Origin of the sequence: Escherichia sp. MOD1-EC6021 (assembly GCF_002965245.1) — a bacterium.
Classification (GTDB): Bacteria; Pseudomonadota; Gammaproteobacteria; order Enterobacterales; family Enterobacteriaceae; genus Escherichia; species Escherichia coli_F.
Genome location: NZ_PTRU01000017.1, coordinates 62,417 through 84,500 on the forward strand (window position 1 = coordinate 62,417; position 22,084 = coordinate 84,500).

18 protein-coding genes and 4 tRNA genes are annotated in these 22,084 nt (G+C 52.7%); 5 read left to right on the forward strand and 17 right to left on the reverse strand.

Annotated features, from left to right (window positions below; genetic code table 11):
* Window positions 1-291: 291 nt before the first annotated feature.
* The 5 genes from hemC (at window position 292) to aslA (ending at window position 6,736) form a co-directional block, all read left to right on the forward strand.
* The gene (gene hemC / locus BEB54_RS18625) at window positions 292-1,233 is read left to right on the forward strand and encodes a hydroxymethylbilane synthase (RefSeq protein ID WP_001303155.1); all 942 of its coding nucleotides are present in this window, start codon (window positions 292-294) and stop codon (window positions 1,231-1,233) included.
* A complete protein-coding gene (hemD, locus tag BEB54_RS18630; protein WP_000026079.1) occupies window positions 1,230-1,970 on the forward strand; it encodes a uroporphyrinogen-III synthase in 741 nt (246 codons plus the stop codon). The genes hemC and hemD overlap by 4 nt, the downstream gene beginning before the upstream one ends.
* Before the next feature lie 21 nt (window positions 1,971-1,991).
* Entirely contained in the window at window positions 1,992-3,203 is a 1,212-nt protein-coding gene (gene hemX, locus BEB54_RS18635) for a uroporphyrinogen-III C-methyltransferase (protein WP_000139106.1), read from the forward strand.
* Window positions 3,204-3,205: 2 nt separating this feature from the next.
* The gene (hemY, locus tag BEB54_RS18640; protein ID WP_000921791.1) at window positions 3,206-4,402 is read left to right on the forward strand and encodes a protoheme IX biogenesis protein HemY; all 1,197 of its coding nucleotides are present in this window, start codon (window positions 3,206-3,208) and stop codon (window positions 4,400-4,402) included.
* A 678-nt stretch (window positions 4,403-5,080) separates the two neighbouring features.
* Entirely contained in the window at window positions 5,081-6,736 is a 1,656-nt protein-coding gene (gene aslA, locus BEB54_RS18645; protein WP_000395858.1) for an arylsulfatase AslA, read from the forward strand.
* Between the two features lie 174 nt (window positions 6,737-6,910).
* On the opposite strand, the gene BEB54_RS18650 is transcribed toward aslA, so the two are convergent.
* From BEB54_RS18650 to wzzE, 17 genes are all read right to left on the reverse strand, one after another.
* Window positions 6,911-8,146, reverse strand: a complete 1,236-nt coding sequence (locus BEB54_RS18650; protein ID WP_105282248.1) for an anaerobic sulfatase maturase — start codon at window positions 8,144-8,146, stop codon at window positions 6,911-6,913.
* 146 nt (window positions 8,147-8,292) lie between these two features.
* A tRNA-Pro gene (locus BEB54_RS18655) sits at window positions 8,293-8,369 on the reverse strand.
* 42 nt (window positions 8,370-8,411) lie between these two features.
* Window positions 8,412-8,498: transfer RNA gene (locus BEB54_RS18660), tRNA-Leu, on the reverse strand.
* 20 nt (window positions 8,499-8,518) lie between these two features.
* Window positions 8,519-8,594 (reverse strand) — tRNA-His (locus BEB54_RS18665).
* A 58-nt stretch (window positions 8,595-8,652) separates the two neighbouring features.
* Window positions 8,653-8,729, reverse strand: a tRNA-Arg gene (locus tag BEB54_RS18670).
* Window positions 8,730-8,831: 102 nt separating this feature from the next.
* Window positions 8,832-10,217 (reverse strand): bifunctional threonine/serine APC transporter ThrP, encoded by a 1,386-nt coding sequence (gene thrP, locus BEB54_RS18675; protein ID WP_000774731.1) that lies wholly within the window; start codon window positions 10,215-10,217, stop codon window positions 8,832-8,834.
* Window positions 10,218-10,407: 190 nt separating this feature from the next.
* On the reverse strand, window positions 10,408-11,148 hold the full coding sequence (wecG, locus tag BEB54_RS18680; protein WP_001064038.1) for a lipopolysaccharide N-acetylmannosaminouronosyltransferase: 741 nt from the start codon (window positions 11,146-11,148) through the stop codon (window positions 10,408-10,410).
* A gap of 2 nt (window positions 11,149-11,150) precedes the next feature.
* Window positions 11,151-12,503: an ECA oligosaccharide polymerase gene (gene wzyE, locus BEB54_RS18685; protein WP_000055132.1), complete on the reverse strand. Its 1,353-nt coding sequence runs from the start codon at window positions 12,501-12,503 to the stop codon at window positions 11,151-11,153.
* On the reverse strand, window positions 12,500-13,579 hold the full coding sequence (rffT, locus tag BEB54_RS18690) for a TDP-N-acetylfucosamine:lipid II N-acetylfucosaminyltransferase (RefSeq protein ID WP_105282249.1): 1,080 nt from the start codon (window positions 13,577-13,579) through the stop codon (window positions 12,500-12,502). Before rffT ends, wzyE begins: the two co-directional genes overlap by 4 nt.
* Window positions 13,576-14,826, reverse strand: a complete 1,251-nt coding sequence (gene wzxE, locus BEB54_RS18695) for a lipid III flippase WzxE (RefSeq protein WP_032185551.1) — start codon at window positions 14,824-14,826, stop codon at window positions 13,576-13,578. The genes rffT and wzxE overlap by 4 nt, the downstream gene beginning before the upstream one ends.
* Window position 14,827: 1 nt before the next feature.
* Complete coding sequence (rffA, locus tag BEB54_RS18700) at window positions 14,828-15,958, reverse strand: dTDP-4-amino-4,6-dideoxygalactose transaminase (protein ID WP_000612044.1); 1,131 nt, start codon at window positions 15,956-15,958, stop codon at window positions 14,828-14,830.
* 4 nt (window positions 15,959-15,962) lie between these two features.
* Entirely contained in the window at window positions 15,963-16,637 is a 675-nt protein-coding gene (gene rffC, locus BEB54_RS18705) for a dTDP-4-amino-4,6-dideoxy-D-galactose acyltransferase (protein WP_105277630.1), read from the reverse strand.
* Complete coding sequence (gene rfbA, locus BEB54_RS18710; RefSeq protein ID WP_000676063.1) at window positions 16,615-17,496, reverse strand: glucose-1-phosphate thymidylyltransferase RfbA; 882 nt, start codon at window positions 17,494-17,496, stop codon at window positions 16,615-16,617. Before rfbA ends, rffC begins: the two co-directional genes overlap by 23 nt.
* Before the next feature lie 18 nt (window positions 17,497-17,514).
* Window positions 17,515-18,582: a dTDP-glucose 4,6-dehydratase gene (gene rffG / locus BEB54_RS18715; RefSeq protein ID WP_105277631.1), complete on the reverse strand. Its 1,068-nt coding sequence runs from the start codon at window positions 18,580-18,582 to the stop codon at window positions 17,515-17,517.
* Window positions 18,582-19,844: a UDP-N-acetyl-D-mannosamine dehydrogenase gene (gene wecC, locus BEB54_RS18720; RefSeq protein WP_000006611.1), complete on the reverse strand. Its 1,263-nt coding sequence runs from the start codon at window positions 19,842-19,844 to the stop codon at window positions 18,582-18,584. The genes rffG and wecC overlap by 1 nt, the downstream gene beginning before the upstream one ends.
* The gene (wecB, locus tag BEB54_RS18725) at window positions 19,841-20,971 is read right to left on the reverse strand and encodes a non-hydrolyzing UDP-N-acetylglucosamine 2-epimerase (RefSeq protein ID WP_105277632.1); all 1,131 of its coding nucleotides are present in this window, start codon (window positions 20,969-20,971) and stop codon (window positions 19,841-19,843) included. The genes wecC and wecB overlap by 4 nt, the downstream gene beginning before the upstream one ends.
* A 55-nt stretch (window positions 20,972-21,026) precedes the next feature.
* Window positions 21,027-22,073: an ECA polysaccharide chain length modulation protein gene (gene wzzE / locus BEB54_RS18730; RefSeq protein ID WP_001355381.1), complete on the reverse strand. Its 1,047-nt coding sequence runs from the start codon at window positions 22,071-22,073 to the stop codon at window positions 21,027-21,029.
* Between the last annotated feature and the right edge of the window lie 11 nt (window positions 22,074-22,084).

Here is a 22,084-nt window from a genome sequence, read left to right on the forward strand (position 1 = left end):
CCGTTACCACTTTTCGCGCCTGGTTTTTTTAGTTTCACGACGAAAAAATGGTCTAAAACGTGATCAATTTAACACCTTGCTGATTGACCGTAAAGAAAGATGCGCTACATACAAGTGTAGCACCGTTTATTCTCTGTAAATTCCTTATTACGACGGCGTGAAACGCCTGTCAGGATCCACTGCCAGACCTCATTTTACGGTTTGCGCAGGCGTCTACGTTTCACCACAACACTGACATCGCTCTGGCAAGGATGTTAGGATGGACCACGGATGATAATGACGGTAACAAGCATGTTAGACAATGTTTTAAGAATTGCCACACGCCAAAGCCCACTTGCACTCTGGCAGGCACACTATGTCAAAGACAAGTTGATGGCGAGCCATCCGGGCCTGGTCGTTGAACTGGTACCGATGGTGACGCGCGGCGATGTGATTCTTGATACGCCGCTGGCGAAAGTAGGCGGAAAAGGCTTATTTGTAAAAGAGCTGGAAGTCGCGCTCCTGGAGAATCGCGCCGATATCGCCGTACATTCAATGAAAGATGTGCCGGTTGAATTCCCGCAAGGTCTGGGGCTGGTCACCATTTGCGAGCGCGAAGATCCTCGCGATGCCTTTGTGTCCAATAACTATGACAGTCTGGATGCGTTACCGGCAGGCAGTATCGTCGGGACGTCCAGTTTACGTCGCCAGTGCCAACTGGCTGAACGCCGCCCGGACCTGATTATCCGCTCCCTGCGCGGCAACGTCGGCACTCGCCTGAGCAAACTGGATAACGGCGAATACGATGCCATCATTCTTGCCGTAGCCGGACTAAAACGTTTAGGTCTGGAGTCACGCATTCGCGCCGCACTGCCACCCGAGATTTCTCTTCCGGCAGTAGGGCAAGGTGCGGTAGGTATTGAATGCCGCCTTGATGATACACGCACTCGCGAGCTGCTTGCCGCACTCAATCACCACGAAACTGCACTGCGCGTTACCGCCGAACGCGCCATGAATACCCGTCTCGAAGGCGGATGTCAGGTGCCAATTGGTAGCTACGCCGAGCTTATTGATGGCGAAATCTGGCTGCGTGCGTTGGTCGGCGCGCCGGACGGTTCGCAGATTATTCGCGGTGAACGCCGCGGTGCGCCGCAGGATGCCGAACAAATGGGGATTTCGCTGGCAGAGGAGCTACTGAATAACGGCGCACGCGAGATCCTTGCTGAAGTCTATAACGGAGACGCCCCGGCATGAGTATCCTGGTCACCCGCCCGTCTCCCGCTGGAGAAGAGTTAGTGAGCCGTCTGCGCACACTGGGGCAGGTGGCCTGGCATTTTCCGCTGATTGAGTTTTCCCCAGGTCGGCAATTACCACAACTTGCCGATCAACTGGCAGCGCTGGGTGAGAGCGATCTGCTGTTTGCCCTCTCGCAACACGCGGTTGCTTTTGCCCAATCACAGCTGCATCAGCAAGAGCGTAAATGGCCCCACCTACCCACTTATTTTGCCATTGGACGGACCACCGCATTGGCGCTACATACCGTAAGCGGACAGAAGATTCTCTACCCGCAGGATCGGGAAATCAGCGAAGTCTTGCTACAATTACCTGAATTACAAAATATTGCGGGCAAACGTGCGCTGATATTACGTGGCAATGGCGGTCGTGAGCTAATTGGGGATACCCTGACGGCGCGCGGTGCTGAGGTCACTTTTTGTGAATGTTATCAACGATGCGCAATCCATTACGATGGCGCAGAAGAAGCGATGCGCTGGCAATCCCGCGAGGTGACGACGGTCGTTGTTACCAGCGGTGAAATGTTGCAGCAACTCTGGTCGCTGATCCCACAATGGTATCGTGAGCACTGGTTACTACGCTGTCGACTATTGGTCGTCAGTGAGCGTTTGGCGAAACTCGCCCGGGAACTGGGCTGGCAAGACATTAAGGTCGCCGATAACGCTGACAACGATGCGCTTTTACGGGCATTACAATAACTCTCATAACAGGAAGCCATAATGACGGAACAAGAAAAAACCTCCGCCGTGGTTGAAGAGACCAGGGAGGCCGTGGACACCACGTCACAACCTGTCGCAACAGAAAAAAAGAGCAAGAACAACACCGCATTGATTCTCAGCGCGGTGGCTATCGCTATTGCTCTGGCGGCGGGCGTCGGTTTGTATGGCTGGGGTAAACAACAGGCCGTCAATCAGACTGCCACCAGCGATGCCCTGGCTAACCAACTTACGGCACTGCAAAAAGCCCAGGAGAGCCAAAAAGCCGAGCTGGAAGGCATTATCAAGCAACAAGCTGTACAGCTTGAGCAAGCGAATCGTCAGCAAGAAACGCTGGCAAAACAGCTGGATGAAGTCCAACAAAAGGTCGCGACTATTTCCGGCAGCGATGCTAAAACCTGGCTGCTGGCTCAGGCTGATTTCCTGGTGAAACTCGCCGGAAGGAAGCTGTGGAGCGATCAGGACGTCACGACCGCTGCAGCGTTGCTGAAAAGTGCAGATGCCAGCCTGGCGGATATGAATGACCCGAGTCTGATTACCGTTCGTCGGGCAATTACCGATGATATCGCCAGCCTTTCTGCGGTATCGCAGGTGGATTATGACGGCATCATCCTTAAGCTGAACCAGCTTTCTAATCAGGTAGATAACCTGCGTCTGGCCGATAATGACAGCGATGGTTCACCGATGGATTCCGACGGTGAAGAGCTTTCCAGTTCCCTCAGCGAATGGCGTATCAATCTACAAAAAAGCTGGCAGAACTTTATGGACAACTTCATTACGATTCGCCGTCGTGATGACACCGCCGTACCACTGTTAGCACCGAATCAGGATATCTATCTGCGCGAAAATATTCGCTCCCGCCTGCTGGTCGCGGCACAAGCCGTACCGCGTCATCAGGAAGAGACTTACCGCCAGGCGCTGGAGAACGTCTCCACCTGGGTTCGTGCTTATTACGATACTGATGATGCCACCACCAAAGCGTTCCTCGACGAGGTGGATCAGCTAAGTCAGCAAAATATCTCGATGGATCTCCCGGAAACCCTGCAAAGCCAGGCGATGCTGGAAAAACTGATGCAGACTCGCGTGCGTAACCTGCTGGCACAACCGGCAGCGGGGACAACGGAAGCTAAACCTGCACCTGCACCTGCACCTGCACCTGCACCTGCACCTGCACCGCAAGCTGATACTCCGGCAGCCGCGCCGCAAGGAGAATAACCATGCTAAAAGTGTTGTTGCTCTTTGTTTTGCTGATTGCGGGGATAGTGGTTGGCCCGATGATTGCCGGTCATCAGGGTTACGTATTGATTCAGACCGACAACTACAATATCGAAACCAGCGTCACTGGCCTGGCGATTATTTTGATTCTGGCGATGGTAGTGCTGTTTGCCATTGAGTGGCTACTGCGGCGGATCTTCCGCACAGGCGCACACACCCGTGGGTGGTTTGTCGGACGTAAGCGTCGCCGTGCCCGTAAGCAGACCGAACAGGCGCTGCTGAAACTAGCGGAAGGCGATTATCAGCAAGTTGAAAAGCTGATGGCGAAAAATGCCGATCACGCTGAACAACCGGTGGTGAACTATCTGCTGGCTGCCGAAGCCGCGCAACAACGCGGTGATGAAGCACGCGCCAACCAACATCTGGAACGCGCAGCGGAGCTGGCCGGCAACGACACAATTCCGGTAGAAATCACCCGTGTACGTCTGCAACTGGCCCGTAATGAAAACCATGCAGCACGTCACGGCGTTGATAAGCTGCTGGAAGTTACGCCACGCCATCCGGAAGTATTACGTCTGGCGGAACAGGCGTATATCCGCACTGGTGCATGGAGTTCGCTGCTGGATATCATCCCATCAATGGCAAAAGCCCACGTTGGCGATGAAGAGCATCGTGCAATGCTGGAACAACAGGCATGGATTGGCCTGATGGATCAGGCGCGTGCCGATAACGGTAGCGAAGGTTTGCGTAACTGGTGGAAAAACCAAAGCCGGAAAACGCGTCATCAGGTGGCGTTACAGGTGGCAATGGCGGAACATCTTATTGAATGTGACGATCATGATACTGCCCAGCAAATTATCATCGACGGCCTGAAACGCCAGTATGACGATCGCCTGCTGCTGCCGATCCCGCGTCTGAAAACCAATAACCCGGAACAGCTGGAAAAAGTGCTGCGCCAACAGATCAAAAACGTGGGCGATCGCCCGTTGTTGTGGAGCACACTGGGTCAGTCGCTGATGAAGCACGGCGAATGGCAGGAAGCATCGCTCGCCTTCCGCGCGGCGCTGAAACAACGTCCGGACGCCTACGATTACGCATGGCTTGCCGACGCGCTGGACAGACTGCACAAGCCGGAAGAAGCCGCAGCGATGCGTCGCGATGGCTTGATGCTAACGTTGCAGAACAACCCGCCACAGTAGCTCTTTCTCACCCGGAGGCAAGCACCTCCGGGGCCTTTCTGATATATAAAAAAACGCCTGCTCTTATTACGGAGCAGGCGTTAAAACAGGTCTGTATGACAACAAGTGGGTGCTTCACTCAACGTTGTGTCCATGGTGTCTGATGAGGCATAAGCGACATCTGTCAGTGGACGATAAGCACCGTAAACGGCTCTGCGTCATTCCGGAGTTTATGAGGCACTAAGGCGAACATAAGAGATGGAATGAGCATCTACTCGTTTATTATGCCACAGAGAACCGGGAAATAACATCCCTTAACACTTGTTATGAGATAATTCTGTAATCCTCTTTGCTTCCTGAGTAATAACTTCCTGAGTGAATATTTCTCCTGCGCACGATTCTACACATATATATAATGAATAATAAAAGTCATTCAATTAATAACATATATATTAATTGCTGTTAAAACTAAAAACAGCATCAATAATCAACGCGATATAACATCACCGCCTTACATATCACCTGCGCCAGAGGTAGGATTGAAAACGCTCTCCTGATTTTCCAATTCATTATCTGGATAAATAAATAATTTATTTTCATCACTATTATTTATGCAATCATCCTGTCAGGGAGAGGGATCTCAATTATCAATGCTTAATTACGTCAACATTTTGACGACATGAAACCGGAGCATTTTGCATGGAATTTTCGTTTTCACCCAAACTTCTTGTTGTGGCTGTCGCCGCCGCTCTTCCACTCATGGCCAGCGCAGCAGATACCCCGTCAACCGCCACCGCACGCAAAGGCTTTGCCGGATACGATCACCCAAACCAGTATCTGGTTAAACCGGCGACCACTATTGCCGACAACATGATGCCGGTGATGCAGCATCCTGCACAAGACAAAGAAACCCAGCAGAAACTGGCGGAACTTGAGAAAAAAACCGGTAAGAAACCGAACGTGGTTGTTTTCTTGCTGGATGATGTGGGCTGGATGGACGTTGGCTTTAACGGCGGCGGCGTGGCGGTGGGTAACCCTACACCAGATATCGACGCCGTTGCCAGCCAGGGGCTGATTTTAACTTCGGCGTATTCTCAACCGAGTTCTTCCCCAACCCGCGCCACGATTCTCACCGGACAATACTCCATCCACCACGGCATTCTGATGCCGCCAATGTACGGGCAACCGGGCGGTCTGCAAGGGTTAACCACGCTGCCACAGTTGCTGCACGATCAGGGCTACGTCACCCAGGCTATCGGGAAATGGCATATGGGGGAAAACAAAGAGTCGCAGCCGCAGAACGTTGGCTTTGATGATTTCCGCGGCTTTAACTCGGTATCTGATATGTATACCGAATGGCGTGATGTTCATGTCAACCCGGAAGTCGCCCTGAGCCCGGATCGTTCTGAATACATCCAAAAACTGCCGTTCAGCAAAGATGACGTTCATGCCGTGCGCGGCGGTGAACAGGAAGCCATTGCCGACATTACGCCGAAATATATGGAAGATCTGGATCAACGCTGGATGGAATATGGCGTTAAGTTCCTCGACAAGATGGCGAAGAGCGATAAGCCTTTCTTCCTCTATTACGGCACTCGCGGCTGTCACTTCGATAACTACCCGAACGCCAAATATGCGGGTAGCTCTCCGGCGCGCACCTCTTACGGCGACTGCATGGTGGAGATGAACGATATCTTCGCCAATCTGTATAAAGCACTGGAGAAAAACGGTCAGCTTGATAACACGCTGATTGTGTTCACCTCTGATAACGGTCCGGAAGCTGAAGTTCCGCCGCACGGTCGCACACCGTTCCGCGGTGCGAAAGGTTCTACATGGGAAGGCGGCGTTCGTGTGCCAACCTTCGTTTACTGGAAAGGCATGATCCAACCGCGTAAATCTGATGGTATTGTCGATCTGGCGGATCTCTTCCCTACGGCGCTGGATCTGGCAGGACATCCTGGAGCGAAAGTGGCGAATTTAGTGCCGAAAACCACCTTTATTGATGGTGTGGACCAGACATCTTTCTTCCTGGGAACAAATGGTCAGTCTAACCGTAAGGCCGAGCACTACTTCCTCAACGGCAAACTTTCTGCTGTGCGTATGGATGAGTTCAAGTATCACGTCCTGATCCAGCAACCGTACGCGTATACCCAGAGCGGGTATCAGGGTGGATTCACCGGCACAGTAATGCAAACGGCGGGATCGTCGGTGTTTAACCTGTACACCGATCCGCAGGAAAGCGACTCTATCGGCGTGCGCCATATCCCAATGGGTGTACCGCTACAGACCGAAATGCATGCGTATATGGAGATCCTGAAAAAATATCCACCACGCGCGCAGATTAAATCTGATTAAGCCGGCGCTATCGCTACATCGGGCCACACTGACCTTGCCGGATGCGGCGTGAACGCCTTATCCGGCCTACAAGCCTTGCAAATTCAATAAATTGCAGCGTCCTGTAGGCCGGATAAGATGCGTCAGCATCGCATCCGGCAATCAACCGCAGGCGGCCACAAAATGGCTGCTTTTTTACTTATTCACCACCATCAAATGCGCCTGCATAATGTCGCTGGCCGGGCGACCGTGCGCCAGCAAATCAGCCATTGCTTTAAGATATGGCGGTAGATAGCGGAAATAACGCTGATACCCGGCACACAAATAATTCAGCCCCGGCTTACCGCTGGCATCGAGCATAAAGCGGTGTTTCGGGCAGCCTCCCCAACATGCTTTTAACACGTTACAACTGCGACACTGCGCCGGTAACTGCTTAAATTTATCTTCTCCAAACACCTGCTGCTGCGGGGAATCTACCATTTCTGCAATTGTTTGCTGAAGCATATTCCCCAGTCGATATTGCGGATAAACATAGTGATCGCAGGCGTAAACGTCGCCGTTGTGTTCGACAATCACCGAGCGTCCACAAGTCGGCTGATGATGGCAAACCGCACCCGGCGCACCGACAAAATTGGCAAACGCCCATTCGATATTCATCACGAAAATCTTGCCGACGTCACGTTTGATCCAGTGGTCAAAAATTGCCACCAGAAACTCACCGAACTCATCGGGGCGCACCGACCATTCTGTCAGTTCCCCCTGAATATCACCAGGCGCATGTAATTTCAGTCCATTGCGGGCAGCTGTTTCATCAGCCAGGCGCTCCACCACCGGAATAAACTGGATGAACTCCACGCCTGCATCACGCAAAAACGCATATACCTGCAACGGTTGCTGCGCGCTGGTGCGGTTGACGCAGGTCAGCACGTTATAGTCGACATGATGTTTTTGCAGGAGCGTCAGGGCACGCATCACCAGCTTATGCGTGGGTCTGCCACCTTTGGTCACGCGATATTGATTGTGGATCTCAGCCGGACCGTCCAGCGATAACCCAACAAGAAAATGATTTTTTGCCAGAAATGCACACCATTCATCATCAAGCAGCACACCGTTAGTCTGAAAGCTGTTACTTATCTTCCTGCCAGCACCATATTTCGCCTGTAGCGCCACGGCACGGCGGTAAAAATCCAGCCCGAGTAACGTTGGTTCGCCGCCCTGCCAGGTAAAAGCCACTTCGTTTTGGGGTTCGCTGGCAGCGATATAGTGACGGACATACGCTTCCAGCGTGTCATCGTCCATATGCGCAACTGGCTTTTCGCGGTAAAGGGATTGTTTTTCGAGATAAAAACAGTAGTCACAGTTCAGATTACAATCGGAACCGCTTGGTTTCGCCATCACATGAAAAGCACGCGTTGGAACCTGTTGCAGCATGGTCGCTCCTTGCCTGAAGTCATCCTTCAATACGTTAAGGGCGAAATCATACCGTGTAGCAATGAGTGACTACGGGCGTTTATTGCGAAGGGAGAGTGATGAAATGCACAGAAAACAAAAAACCCCGCCGAAGCGGGGTTCAAAATTGGTCGGCGAGAGAGGATTCGAACCTCCGACCCACTGGTCCCAAACCAGTTGCGCTACCAAGCTGCGCTACTCGCCGAAATACTGCTTTTTGAATTTTTAGTTCAATTCTTTAAAGTCGTGGTGCGAGGGGGGGGACTTGAACCCCCACGTCCGTAAGGACACTAACACCTGAAGCTAGCGCGTCTACCAATTCCGCCACCTTCGCATTGTCACAACTTCTAATAATGGGGTGGCTAATGGGATTCGAACCCACGACAACTGGAATCACAATCCAGGGCTCTACCAACTGAGCTATAGCCACCACTACAAATCTTGTTACGCGGTATTACTACCACCGCAGCTCAAGCGCCGGGACTAAATGGCGCGCCCGACAGGATTCGAACCTGAGACCTCTGCCTCCGGAGGGCAGCGCTCTATCCAGCTGAGCTACGGGCGCTTAGCGCCGTTGCGGGGGTGGATAATACGGACTTCCCCCCCCTCTGTCTAGTCCCTTTTTAAATAAATTGCGCGTTTGGTTACGGTTTGTGCGTTTTGCTGCTTATTCCTCCAGTTTATGCGCTTTACCGTGGCGATTAAGCCCAAAAACTTTATAAATTGCCGTCACCGCCAGCATAAAGATGATGCCGACAAACAGCGACATACGCGTATCTTCATTAAAGTACATGCCGATCAAAACGCAAATCAGGAATGCCATTGTTACGTAGTTGGCCCACGGGAACAGGATTGAGCGGAACGGATGGCTGGCAATCGCCGCTTTGTGCGCTCGACGAAAACGCAACTGGCTAATCAAAATCACAAACCATGGCACCATCCCCGGAAGCACGCTGGCACTGTAGACATAGACAAACACACGCTGTGGATTGGGAATGATGTAGTTCAGGCATGAGCCAATTAACAGAATAGCAATTGATACCGCCACGCCTGCAACTGGTACACCGTGACGGGAAACTTTCGCCATTGCCGCCGGTAACTGACGGTTTTTCGCCAGCGCATAGAGCATACGTCCGCAACTGTACATGCCGCTGTTACAGCCAGAGAGCGCAGCCGTCAGCACCACAAAGTTGATAATACCCGCTGCTGCGGTAATACCGATTTTGGCGAAAGTCAGTACGAACGGGCTGCCGTTGCTGCCAATTTCATTCCACGGGAAGATGGTGACAATAACGAAAATCGCACCTACGTAGAAAATCAGGATTCGCCACAGCACTTTGCCTACGGCACTGCGCAGCGTCACCTGCGGATTCTTAGCTTCACCGGCCGTAATGCCAATCAGCTCCACGCCCTGGTAAGACGCCACCACGATACACAATGCGGTCAGGAACCCTTTCCAGCCACCCGCAAAGAAACCGCCATGCTCTGTGAGATTGCTAAAACCAATCGACTGCCCGCCATTACCAAAGCCAAAGAAAATCACGCCCAGGCCAATAACAATCATCACGATAATCGTGGTGACTTTGATCATTGCGAACCAGAACTCGATTTCGCCGTACAACCGCACCGCCGCCAGATTCGCCAACGCTACCAGCGCCACCGCGATCAATGCCGGTATCCATTGCGCCATCTCCGGGAACCAGAACTGGACATAAACGCCAATGGCGGTGATTTCTGAGATCCCCACCGCCATCCACATAAACCAATAAGACCAGGCGGTGAGATAGCCAAAAAACGGGCTCATATAACGGTGCGCGTAAACGGCGAACGAACCGGTAACCGGTTCGAGGAACAACATTTCGCCCATTGAGCGCATAATGAAAAAGACGAACAGCCCGGCGATGATATAGGCCAACAATACGGATGGCCCGGCCCATTTCAGGGTACTGGCGGCCCCCATAAACAGGCCGACGCCAATGGTGCCCCCCAGGGCGATGAGTTCGATATGTCGAGCTTCCAGCCCACGCTGTAGCTCTGGTTTGTTATCTGCCATAAATCCTCGTGTTGTGTTTGCATGCTTTCCGGTGTTACCGGTTATCGTTATGGGTACATCGAGTGTTGCGAATGTTTTCGTAATTCAGGAGAAATGGCAAATAAAGCATTAAAAATTTGAATGCTTTGTGTAATAAAAAGACAGGCAGGCGACGAAGTGACCACTCCGTCGCTTTACAGAGAGAGGAAAATCAGAGGTTGCCGGTGTAATGCCAGCGTAAATAACGCAGCAAACGAAGCTGACGCTTAATGCGGCTCGGCTGCGAAAGCAGGCGGTAGAGCCACTCCAGCCCCAGCGTTTGCCAGATTTTCGGTGCGCGTTTCACGTGACCGGTGAAAACATCGTAAGTCCCGCCAACGCCCATATACAGCGCATCCGGATGCACCAGACGGCAGTCGCGCATGAAGATCTCCTGCTTTGGCGATCCCATCGCAACGGTGACGATTTGCGCTCCGCTGGCATGAATGCGTTCAAACAGCGCCTGACGCTGCTCGGGTTTAAAATAACCATCCTGACTGCCAACGATATTCACATTCCACTGATTGCGCAGTTTAGCTTCAGTTTGCGCCAGCACTTCAGGTTTACCGCCCACAAGAAATACCGGCGTCCCTTCTTTGCCTGCACGCGCCATCAGCTCTTCCCAGAGATCGGCCCCGGCAACGCGGGAAACCTGCGCCTGCGGGTACTTTTTACGTACTGAACGTACAACGCTGATGCCATCAGCATATTTAAATTCGGCAGCGTTAATTAACTCCCTGACCTCGGCGTTATCTTCAATGGTCAGCATTTTTTCGGCATTAATGGCAACCAGCGTTCCCTGCTTAAGCTGCCCGTCAGCAAACAGATAATCGAGGGCGTGCTGCATATCACGCCAACCAATCAACTGTAAGCCACGCAGCGTATAGGTCGGTGCTGTGGTGTTGTTATTCATTGTTATCCTTCAACCTGCGTCCGGAGCGATGATTTTGTACGTTTATGAATGAGTCCGGCGCTTTCAAAAAGCCAGTACAACAGTTTTGCGATCATCAGACATGCGCCGAAGACCACGATAAAAAAGACTACGCGTGAGACAAACGAATCCAGCCCTTCACGCGCCAGTACGATCATATTGAAGATCGCCCCGAAGCAGAAACTGTGCAATATCGCAGCCTTATAGCGATTAGTTTCGCGATTGCCCAGTTCATACAGCCAGTCGAACCATTTGATGATCAGTCCAACCACAATCGCCCCGAGCGGGATGAACAACGCGCCGCCCATAACAACCAGTGAGCCTATAAGCGTAGGCGAGATCGCCAGCCCGGAGTGGTTATTCAGCACTTCCCAGGTAAAGTAGTTGGCGGAGTTCAGTACCATACTCGGGCGACCCGGCCACAGCCAGGAAGGGATAAAGACATAGAAATCGCGGACAATGGGAGCCAGGCCCTGGAAGTCGATGTTGTCGTAGTTCTGCAACAGCAATGCCAGATTCTCCCACGGCGAAAAGGTATCGCGGGTGAGATAGAGAAACGTATAGAACGCTTCATCGCCGCTCACATTCATTCCATAGCGTTTTAGCGCCAGCCAGAACATGCCCACAATCCCCAGCACGCCCGCCGCCGCCAGCATCCACAACGAAATCCAGCCGCGAATAATGCCAATAAACAGGAAGATAGCAAATGCGATGATAATATTGGCGCGAGTGCCGCCGACAATCATGTAAGTCAGCAAGCCAAAGGCGACCGTGCTGACGAGGAAAAACAGCCACGCTTTGCTGTCCTGGCGCAGAAAGTAGACCACCAGCATCGCCGGGATGAAAAAGTAAAAGAAACGTTTTAACGCCACGCCGGAGACTTCACTGGAGAAGATCTGACTGTAGGAGTTAAGACGGAACAGCAAAAAACCGTTGTGCATGAAGAAGATGCCGACGCTTACCAACGCAATGCCCATCAGGATCACCCACGTGAGATTGGTCTCCACGCGGTTCATGGTAAACAGCGGACGGCGCGGTACATCAGCAACGCGTTTGCGTAGGCGGGTTTTGTAGGTGACATAGTAAACCGCGTAGAAGCAGCCCGCAGAAAGCAACGCCTGCAACAAGATTTCTGGCGGCGCAACACCAACATCAAAGCGAAATACCAGCACGCTGGTCAGCGGGAAGCCGAAGAAAAAGGTGAGCAAAAACAGCAATGAAAAGAAGACATTGAAGTTAAAGCGCACACGGCGAAACTCAAACCAGGTCAGCGTGGCAATAAACAGCGTGCAGAGCAGCCAGACAACAAACAGGCCACTGAATTGCAGCAGACTCATGCGACCTCCCCGGCGGCAATCGCCAACGCCCGCTGCCAGCCTTGTAGAAAGTTAGGGCTAAAGAAGGCAATGGTGTTTTTATCCACCGACGCCAGCTGGCGCTGTGCTTCACGCACAATATCCTCGTTGAGATCGTCGGTAGTAAACAGCACCGGCAAATGCTGTTCCGTCATATCCTGCCAGAACGGATTTTCCCGGTTAAGCACACAAGGAATGCCCGCCTGAATCAGCAAGCACAGCGTACCAATGCCCTGCTGGCGGGCAAAAATAAAGTAACCGAGATCGCACTGACGAAGTAGCGCCAGATAGGCATCAAATTCCAGTTTTTCGCTCAGAACTTGCAGATTTTCTTCGCTGAATAACGCCAGCCCCGCCTGGCGAACTTCATTGATATATGCATCGTTATTGGGTGGATATCCCATCGGCACCACGACTTTTACCGTATTGCCAAATTGCTGATGAACGGCGCGTAAGGCGGTGACATGCTCATTGCTGCGGTCGCCGGAGTTCCCCACCAGAATGGTCATTTTCCCTTCACGTTGGCGATCGTTCGCCATCGTATTGAGAGAAGGGTCCATCCGCGTCGGGAAGTACAGCAGTTCGCCCCGCACCTTTGGATGCGTTTTGGCAAAAAAACTCAAATCACCGCGGGTGGCAAATACACAGCCGACTCGCTTTTGCGCCAGACGGCGCAGCGGATAAAAAAGCTTATATCTCAAGCCACTGGAAAGCTCATACAGGTCTGCCCCCCAGATATGCCAGTAAAACTGGCTGGGCTTAATGCCCCCACTCAGCAGGGCCAGCCACAGTTTGGGATTGAACTGACCGTGGAAGAAAAATCGCTGCTGACGGTTAGCTTTTGCTTTCGCGATGACCGCTTCCGCCAGCGATTTTTTCCCAGGGAAAAATTGCACAGAAAGCGCCGGACAGCTATTACTTAAGCCGTCGTCCTTGCCAACAACCATAAACTCGCGCGCGTGCTCGCTCGTCGCGGCCAGCGCGTCGTTGAAAAACCGCAGAACGGTTCGGTTATGGTGAGGGATATCCGATCCCAGTACGTGAATCAGTACAGTCATGCCCGCCTACGCCAGAGTAAAAACACGCCACAACAAAGAGAAAAATAGACGATATAGGTTGCCATATAGGCCTGCGCCGCGCCCAGTGCACCATGCGCAGGGATTAGCCAGTGGGCAAATACCATCAATAAAGTGAACTGGCTGACTTCCGCCAGAATATAAAACCGCAGTGACGCTTTGGCGATCACCAGATAACCAAAGACATAAGCGCCCACTTTTAACACATCACCCACTAACTGCCAGGCAAAGAGATCGCGCATAGCGGTAAATTTATTCGACAACAGCAGCCAGATAGCAAAATCACGCAGCAACCAGACGGTAAAACTCGCCGCCGCCACTGCCGGTAAGACGAATTTCAGCGATTTAACCACTTCCCGGGTGATATCGCGCTTTTCCGTTAGCCGCGACAACGTGGGCAGTAAATATACGCTGAACGATGCCGTAATAAATTGCAGGTAGGCATCGGAAATACTGCTCACCCCTTGCCAGATACCCACTTCATCCCAGCTATACTGCGCCGCCAACAGTTTACGCATCATGATGTACGCAACGGGCAAGGTCACCGACGTAATCAACGCCATGAGCGTAAATTTGCTCAACTGCCCTGCCAGGCCGTTATCCCAGCTGGGTTTCAGATAGCTTAACGGGATGGCACCACGTTTGATCAACATGATGACGGCAGGAATCACCACCAACGCGGGAATCAGCGCCAGCCCCAGCAATGCCCCTTCATAACCGCCCAAACGGTAACTGACATAATAAGCAATTACGCCAATCAGGCTGCCGACAATCAGCGATAACGCATTACCTGCAGCATCGCGAAAGCCTTTCATCAGCGCCAGCAACAGGTTGCCCCAGGCGATCCCCATTTGCACCAGCGCCACTAAACGCACCAGCCCCACATAGTCGGTATTACCAAACAATCCCTGGCTAATTGGCGCTGCCGCCAGCACAAAAACCAGCGCCATCAGCGTAGAGAAACCAAGCACCATCGCTGATGAAGTGCCGACCACGCGGCGCAGCTGCTGCGGATTATCATGGTACTGGGCAACGTATTTGGTTACGCCGTTAAAGATGCCTGCACCAGCAAGCACGCCAAGCACGGTAATCAACTGGCGGAAATTTGCCGCCAGCCCAAGCCCCGCAGGACCAAATGACACCGCCAGCAACTTACCGACCAGTAACCCGGCACCAATCTTGACCAGTGTACTGGCCGCCGTCCACAAGGACGCTTTTGCCAACGACATATCAGGAGAAGTAGTTCAACAAGGTCGCAATTACCGTGCGCTGATTGACGGGCGACAGGTTGTAGAACAACGGCAGGCGCAGCAGGCGCTCGCTCTCTTTGGTGGTGTAGCGATCTTCACCGTGGAACTCACCAAAGCGTTCCCCCGCAGGGCAACCGTGCAGCGGAATGTAATGGAACACCGCCATGATTTCCGCTTCTTTCAGAAAGTTAATCAACGCGCTCCGGTCATCAATATCCCGCAGTTTAATGTAGAACATATGCGCGTTCTGCACGCAGCCATCGGGAATCGATGGCAGCTCGATACGCCCGGCTTTCGCCAGAGGCGCTAACGCATCGTAGTAGTTTTGCCACAGCGCCAGACGTTGCTGGTTGATACGATCCGCTGCTTCCAGTTGCGCCCACAGGTACGCAGCTTGCAGATCGGACATCAAATAGCTGGAGCCAATATCGCGCCAGGTATATTTATCGACCTGACCACGGAAGAACTGGCTGCGGTTTGTGCCTTTTTCACGGATGATCTCGGCTCGTTCGATTAACGCTTTATCGTTAATCAGCGTCGCGCCGCCTTCACCGCCCGCCGTGTAGTTTTTGGTTTCATGGAAGCTAAAGCAGCCAATATGACCAATGGTTCCCAGCGCACGCCCTTTATAAGTGGACATCACGCCCTGAGCGGCATCTTCCACCACAAACAGATTATGCTTTTTCGCCAACGCCATAATGGTGTCCATTTCGCAGGCCACACCCGCGTAATGAACCGGCACGATAACGCGCGTTTTGTCGGTGATCGCTGCTTCAATCAACGTTTCGTCGATGTTCATGGTGTCCGGGCGAACATCCACAAAAACGATTTTTGCGCCACGCAGCACAAAGGCATTGGCGGTGGAGACAAAGGTGTAGCTCGGCATGATCACTTCATCGCCAGGCTGGATATCGAGCAGCAGCGCCGCCATCTCCAGCGAAGCGGTGCAGGATGGTGTCAGTAACACTTTGGCGCTGCCAAAACGTTGCTCCAGCCACTGCTGGCAGCGACGGGTAAAACCGCCATCGCCACACAGTTTGCCGCTACCCATTGCCGACTGCATATAGTCGAGTTCGGTTCCCACCACCGGCGGTGCGTTAAATGGAATCATGTGATCACCTGTATAACCAGTACGCGGTGCTTTCTACATTCGCACCACTTTGTATGTATCGTTTAAGCGCGGCGGTGTTGCCCATTTGGGTCGCCACCCGCAAAGTTGTTTTACCGCGAGCATACGCCCAGTTTAGCGCCGTTTGCATCAGCTCAGCACCTGCACCGCGTCCAGCCAGCAGGCCAATTCGTGCATCTGTCGCATTGAGTTCCCGTAAAGAGACATAGCCGCGAATATCGCCGGACGCCGCACGTAAAATCAGACATTGATGATCAAAGGTGCCGCGCACGGCATTTTCAATCCACTGCGCATAAAAGCGACCGCTGGCGTCAGGCGCATACCATGGCGCACGAAAACGGCTTTGCGCAAATGCGGCGCTGGCTAACTGACGTAATGCGGGAATATCTGTCTCTTGTGCCACTTCTGCGCCGCTATCACTGACATTGTTCACGGGTAGCGCCAAATCAACTTCACCTTCAACCAGGCAGAATCCCAGCTGTTGCAAGGCATCCAGCTCAACAGTATTTGATGCAGTAATTTTGGCCTGTACTCGTGACCACGTCGCTAAAGCGTCTGGCGTCAGGAGTGGCGCATCAGGAGTGAGATGCACGATAGCGCTGTTAACGCCAAAGAAGGCATTTTCCCAGGCTAGTGGTTCAATACTGGCGCGGACGGGCACGGAGTAACTCCAGCAGATATTGGCCGTAGCCAGTTTTCGCTAATGAACTGGCAGCACGCTTCACACCTTCGTCATCGAGCCAGCCGTTACGCCAGGCAATCTCTTCCAGGCAGGCAATCTTAAAGCCCTGGCGTTTTTCCACCGTCTGTACAAAGGTACTGGCTTCAATCAGGCTGTCGTGTGTGCCGGTGTCCAACCAGGCAAATCCGCGCCCGAGCAGTTCAACGGTCAGGTTGCCTGCCTCGAGGTACATCTGGTTGATGGAGGTAATCTCCAGTTCACCACGCTCCGACGGCTTCACCTGCTTTGCGTACTCCACAACTTTACTGTCGTAGAAATAAAGCCCGGTCACCGCCCAGTTTGATTTTGGCTGTTTTGGCTTTTCTTCCAGAGAGATAGCGCGGAAATTGTCGTCAAACTCCACGACGCCAAAGCGTTCTGGATCCATTACCTGATAGCCAAATACCGTCGCCCCTTGCGTGCGCGCCGCAACATGACGCAGCTTCGGACTGAAGCCCTGGCCGAAGAAGATGTTATCGCCCAGCACCAGACAAGATGGTTCACCATTAAGGAAGGTTTCACCGATGATAAATGCCTGCGCAAGACCGTCCGGGCTGGGCTGTTCGGCATATTCCAGCTGGATACCGAACTCACTACCATCGCCCAGCAGGCGCTGGAAATAACCTTTATCTTCCGGCGTGGTGATGATGAGAATTTCGCGGATACCGGCCAGCATCAGCACCGACAGCGGATAGTAAATCATTGGCTTATCGTAAATCGGCAATAGTTGCTTCGATACGCCGCGCGTAATCGGATGCAATCGGGTGCCGGAACCGCCCGCCAGGATAATACCTTTCATGTTTGCCTCCGCTGAGAATTAGCCGTTCAGACCTAAACGCTCACCCTGATAGCTGCCGTCCTGCACCTGCTTCCACCAGCTTTCATTAGCCAGATACCACTGCACTGTTTTACGCATTCCACTTTCAAAGGTTTCCTGCGGCAGCCAGCCAAGTTCACGGGCAATTTTCGAAGCATCAATGGCATAGCGTAGGTCATGCCCTGGACGGTCAGCGACAAAGGTAATCAGATCGCGATAGTGCGCCACACCGTACGGTTTATTCGGGGCCAGTTCTTCCAGCAGCTCGCAGATGGTTTCCACAACCTCGAGATTCTTACGCTCGTTGTGACCACCAATATTATAGGTTTCACCGACTTTCCCGGTGGTCACCACGCAATACAGCGCGCGGGCATGATCTTCAACATATAACCAGTCACGGATTTGCTGCCCGTTGCCATATACCGGCAGCGGTTTACCCGCCAGCGCGTTGAGGATCATCAGCGGGATCAGTTTTTCCGGAAAGTGGTAAGGACCGTAGTTATTAGAGCAGTTGGTGATTAACGTCGGCAGGCCGTAGGTCCGCAACCAGGCGCGCACCAGATGGTCGCTGCTTGCTTTTGAAGCAGAATAAGGGCTGCTCGGCGAATACGGCGTGGTTTCGGTGAAGAAATCATCTGTGGAATGCAGGTCACCGTATACTTCGTCGGTGGAGATATGATGAAAACGGAACGCCGATTTTTTGTCTTCTGCCAGCGTATTCCAGTAAGCCCGCGCCGATTCAAGCAGTGTATAAGTCCCGACAATGTTGGTTTCGATAAACGCTGCCGGGCCGTCAATAGAACGGTCAACATGGCTTTCAGCTGCCAGATGCATGACGCAGTCTGGCTGATGTTCTGTGAAAACACGCGCCAGTTCTGCCCGATCGCAGATATCAACTTTCTCAAAGGCAAAGCGATCGCTTTGCGCAACCGGTGCCAGCGACATCAGGTTTCCGGCGTAGGTCAGCTTATCGACCACCACCACCGCATCGCTCGTTTCGTTGATGATATAACGCACCAGCGCCGAGCCAATAAACCCGGCACCGCCTGTTATCAGAATCTTTCTCATTAGCGCCAGACTCCTTTGGCATCGACGACATACTGCTGATGGACGTTGTCGCCATTGATAACTTTGAACTGACTATGATCGACCAACATCACCAGCACATCTGCCGTTGCCAGCGCCTCGTCAAGCTGCGCCAGAGTACAAAGCCCATTCAGTTTGTTCGGCAACTGGTGAATGTTAGGCTCAACAACCAGCGTTTCGCCGCTGTGCCACTGAGCGATCAATTCAGCGATTTCCATCGCCGGACTTTCGCGCAGGTCATCAATATTCGGTTTAAACGCCAGACCAAAACAGGCAATTTTCAGCTCACTGGCGCGTTTATCGGTAGCGGCCAGGCAGTCGGCAACCGCCGCTTTGACCTGATCAATCACCCAGAACGGTTTGTGATCGTTCACTTCGCGCGCGGTACGGATAAGCCGCGCCTGCTGCGGGTTCTGTGCCACGATAAACCACGGATCAACAGCGATGCAGTGACCACCCACGCCAGGGCCAGGTTGAAGAATATTGACGCGAGGGTGACGATTCGCTAGGCGAATCAGTTCCCAGACGTTAATCCCCTGATCGGCGCAAATCAGCGACAGTTCGTTAGCAAAAGCGATATTCACATCGCGGAAGCTGTTCTCGGTGAGTTTACACATTTCCGCCGTCCGTGAGTTAGTGACGACACACTCACCTTCGAGGAAAATTTTGTACAGTTCGCTGGCACGGGCCGAACAAACCGGCGTCATACCACCAATCACGCGATCGTTTTTAATCAGCTCGACCATAACCTGGCCCGGTAACACGCGTTCCGGGCAGTAAGCAATGTTGACGTCCGCCAGCTCGCCCACCTGCTGTGGGAAAGTCAGGTCCGGACGCATCTCTGCTAACCATTCTGCCATCTTCTCGGTTGACCCCACCGGCGAGGTGGATTCAAGGATCACCAGCGCGCCTTTTTTCAGCACTGGCGCAATGGAGCGAGCAGCCGATTCAACGTAGGTCATATCTGGCTCATGATCGCCTTTAAACGGCGTGGGTACAGCAATCAGCCAGGCATCCGCTTCAACCGGCGTCGTGCTCGCTCGTAAAAAACCGCCTTCTACGGCAGTTTTTACTACGCTCGCCAAATCAGGCTCGACGATATGGATTTCGCCACGATTGATGGTATCAACTGCGTGTTGGTTGATATCGACACCAATCACCTGTTTTTGCCGTGAGGCAAACGCTGCCGCCGTTGGCAGCCCGATATAACCCAGTCCGATAACAGAAATGGTCGCAAAACTCATAGTGATATCCGATTATTTTTTAACGCTTCCAGAATGCGAGAGCATGCCTGACCATCACCATACGGGTTATGGGCGCGGCTCATAGCTTGATATTCGTTTTCGTCTTTTAAAAGACGCGTCACTTCCTCGACAATTCGCTGCTTATCCGTGCCGACCAGACGCACCGTACCCGCCTTCACTGCTTCCGGACGTTCAGTGGTTTCACGCATCACCAGCACCGGTTTCCCCAGGGAAGGCGCTTCCTCCTGAATGCCACCTGAATCGGTCAAAATCAGCCAGGCGTGGTTCATCAGCCAGACAAACGGTAAATACTCCTGGGGATCGATCAGAATGACATTTTTCACGTGCCCCAGAATGCGATTGACCGGCTCTCTGACATTCGGGTTGAGATGCACCGGATAGACAATCTGAATGTCCTGGTGAGTGGTGGCGATGTCTGCCAGCGCATGGCAGATTTCTTCAAAGCCACGACCAAAACTCTCACGTCTGTGACCGGTCACCAGAATCATTTTTTTATCAGGGTCGATAAACGGATAATTTGCCGCCAGTTCTGAACGCAGCGTATCGCTGCTCATCACCTGGTCACGCACCCATAACAGTGCATCAATAACGGTATTACCGGTAATGAAGATTCGGCTGTCAGCAACGTTTTCACGCAGCAAGTTTTGCCGGGACGTTTCGGTTGGAGAGAAGTGATACATCGCCAGATGCCCGGTCAATGTACGATTTGCCTCTTCCGGCCACGGCGAATAGAGATCGCCCGTGCGCAGACCAGCCTCAACGTGACCAACAGGAATACGCTGATAAAACGCCGCCAGACTGGTTGCCAGCGTCGTCGTCGTATCGCCGTGAACCAGCACGACGTCTGGTTTGAACTCGGCAAGAATAGGTTTTAGCCCTTCCAGAATCCGACAGGTTATCTCTGTCAGACCCTGTCCTGGCTGCATTATGTTGAGATCGTAGTCAGGTACAATGGAAAAGAGTTTCAGCACCTGATCGAGCATCTCCCGATGCTGCGCAGTGACGCAAACTTTAGCCTCAAAAAAAGGATCTTTTGCCAACGCATGCACCAACGGTGCCATCTTGATGGCTTCCGGGCGCGTACCAAATACAGTCAGTACTTTCACATCGATTCTCTTCGAATAAGCGGCGAGCGCCTTTGCGCTCACCGCAGCAGTGTTGCTATTTCGAGCAACGGCGGGTTAATGCGACACCAGCCCCGATCAGCCCCCCGACAATGCCCCACATAATCATCAGGAAGGCACGACGTGGGCTATCGCGTTTTACCGGTTCTTCCGGCGTACGCAAATAGCGATAGGTCTGAAAACGCGGATCCAGGGTTGGACCAACATTCAGGGTGTTTAACATGGCCCGATTCTGATCATAGTCGAGATCAAAGGCCGGACCGACGGCCTGTAAATTTTCCAGCCGCGCCTGGAGCATTGGACGCCCAAGCAGGAACATTTCTGAATCAGGTAGTTCCTCGGCAGGTACATCTGTCGCACTGCGCGAAATATTATGCTGCTCAGCAATTTTCAGCGCCTGTTCAATGCTGTTCATCCGGCGGTCGTAGATGGCTTTCGCCACTTCTTCCTGACGCTTCACCTGAGCTTTCATCTGGATGGTACGCGCCGCCCATGCGCCTTTCAGCTCATCATTCAGATGGCTGGCAGCTCGTTGGCTGGCAAACGCAACATACTGACGTAACAGGTTATTAGCGTCAGGCGCGGTTTCGGCAATCAGCTTAACGCTATCATTGACCGCACGCGTGAAGTCACCGGGAATAAACACGATGTTGTTAATCATTTCATCCAGCAACGCCGCATCGGCTTTGCTGTTCCCGACCATCCGCTGTTTGTAATAGTCTGTCTGCAACCAGAAATCGCGGCGGGTATCCCACGAGGCCAGTTGCATAACAAACTCTTTATAGGCTTCATCCATGACCGATGGTTGGTCGGCAGAAGCCATGTTCGAACGGACGTCCAGGTTACGCAAAAATTGCTGCTGCGAGTAGTATCCTCCCAGCATATTCACTGTTGGACGATCGGTAATCGCCGTCGAGCTCCACTCCTGACGAGCAAAAAAAGTATACGCCAGCGCGATTAACGCAAACGCCAGCCCCATGCCAATAATCCACAGCTTCCCAGCCCACAAGGTACGAAACAACCCACGAATATCCAGTTCATTTTCAGCGTCTTCGGCCGGTTTCCCAGGCATTGGTTGTGTCATCACATCCTCAT